At 68.3% G+C, this 2062-nt stretch carries 1 protein-coding gene; it reads left to right on the forward strand.

Going from position 1 to position 2062, the window contains the following annotated elements; all coding sequences use genetic code 11:
- Positions 1-185: 185 nt before the first annotated feature.
- Positions 186-2062: ABC transporter ATP-binding protein/permease (locus FV218_RS22290; protein WP_147711590.1), on the forward strand; the 1877-nt coding region annotated here is incomplete at its 3' end.

The raw sequence follows: 2062 nt of genomic DNA on the forward strand, positions 1-2062 counted from the left end.
GTTTGGTTCTTTTTTTTTTATTTTCGTGGGGGGGGCGGGGGGGGGGCGGAAAACCCCGCCGTTCCGGACCGGCCCATCCGCCCCGCGCGCCGACGCGGGGCCGCCCCGCGCCGGTGCGCGGCTGTCAGCGGACCGGCGCGCGCTTATATCGGTTCCAAACCGCAGCCACCGAGACGCAGAAATCCATGACACCCGATCCCGCGCAAGCGCCGGGCGGCACGCCGCCCGCGCGCCCCGGCCTCGTCGCCACCTATCGCCGCCTGTGGCCCTACCTCTGGCCCTATGGCCGGCCCGACCTGCAGCGGCGGGTGTTCCTCGCGTTCGGCCTGCTGATCGTGGCGAAGTTCGTCACCATGGTGACCCCGTTCACCTTCAAGTGGGCGACGGACGCCCTGGTGGCGATGACCGGCGCCAAGGCCGGCGACGCGATCCCGACGGGACTGCTCGCCGCCCCCATGGTGCTCATCGGACTCTACGGCCTGTCGCGGGTGGCCATGGCCGGGCTGACCCAGGTCCGCGACGGGCTGTTCGCCAAGGTGGCGATGCATGCGGTGCGGCGCCTGGCGCTCCAGACCTTCGAGCACATGCACCGCCTGTCCCTGCGCTTCCACCTCGAGCGCAAGACCGGCGGCCTGACCCGGGTGCTGGAGCGCGGCCGCGGCGGCATCGAGGAGCTGTCGCGATTGATGGTGCTCACCCTGGTGCCGACCATCGTCGAGTTCGTCCTCGTCATCGGCGTGCTCGCCTACGAGTTCGACTGGATCTACTCGGCCGTCGTGTTCCTGATGGTGGCGGCCTATCTCGGCTTCACCTGGAAGGCGACGCAGTGGCGCATCGAGATCCGCCGCCGCATGAACGCCTCCGACACCGACGCCAACACCAAGGCGGTGGATTCGCTGCTCAACTTCGAGACCGTGAAGTATTTCGGCGCCGAGCGCCGTGAAGCCGAGCGCTACGACGCCTCCATGGCCAAGTACGAAAAGGCCTCGACCCAGACCTACGTGTCGCTGGCCGTCCTCAATGCCGGCCAGGCCGTGATCTTCACCATCGGCATGACGGTGGTGATGTGGCTCGCAGCGAGAGACATCATGGCCGGGCGCACCACCATCGGCGGGTTCGTCCTCGTCAACACCATGCTGATCCAGCTGTCGATGCCCCTCAACTTCATGGGCATGATCTACCGCGAGATCAAACAGGCGTTGATCGACATCGACGACATGTTCCTCATCCTCCACCGCAACCCCGAGATCGCCGACCGGCCCGACGCCAGGGCCCTGAAGGCCCAGGGCGGCACCGTGGAGTTCGAGAACGTGCGCTTCGCCTACGATCCGGCCCGGCCGATCCTGCGGGGCGTCTCGTTCACCGTGCCGGCGGGGAAGACGGTGGCCATCGTCGGCCCCTCGGGCGCCGGCAAGTCGACCCTGTCGCGCCTGCTGTTCCGGTTCTACGAGCCGCAGGGCGGGCGCATCCGCGTCGACGGCCAGGACATCGCCGCCGTCACCCAGAGCTCGCTCCGGGCCGCCATCGGCATGGTCCCGCAGGACACGGTGCTGTTCAACGACACCATCGGGTACAACATCCGCTACGGCTGCTGGGATGCGACGGACGCGCAAGTGCGCGAGGCCGCGTCCCTGGCCCAGATCGACCGCTTCGTCTCCGCCCTGCCCGAGGGCTACGACACCCCCGTGGGCGAGCGCGGCCTGAAGCTGTCCGGCGGCGAGAAGCAGCGCGTCGCCATCGCCCGCACCATCCTGAAGGGCCCCCCGATCCTCGTCCTCGACGAGGCGACCTCGGCCCTCGACAGCTTCACCGAACGCGAAATCCAGGACGCCCTCGACAAGGTTTCTCGGGGCCGCACCACCCTCGTCATCGCCCACCGCCTCTCGACGGTGGTCAACGCCGACGAAATTTTGGTGTTGGACAAGGGGGTGATCGTCGAGCGGGGGACGCACCAGGGGTTGCTGGATGCCGGTGGGGTTTATGCGTCGCTGTGGAGCCGGCAGCGGGAGGCTGATGCGGCTTTGGCGGTGTTGCAGGGGGTGGAAGCGAGACGTGTGGGGGT

This window comes from Methylobacterium sp. WL69 (assembly GCF_008039485.1).
GTDB lineage: Bacteria > Pseudomonadota > Alphaproteobacteria > Rhizobiales > Beijerinckiaceae > Methylobacterium.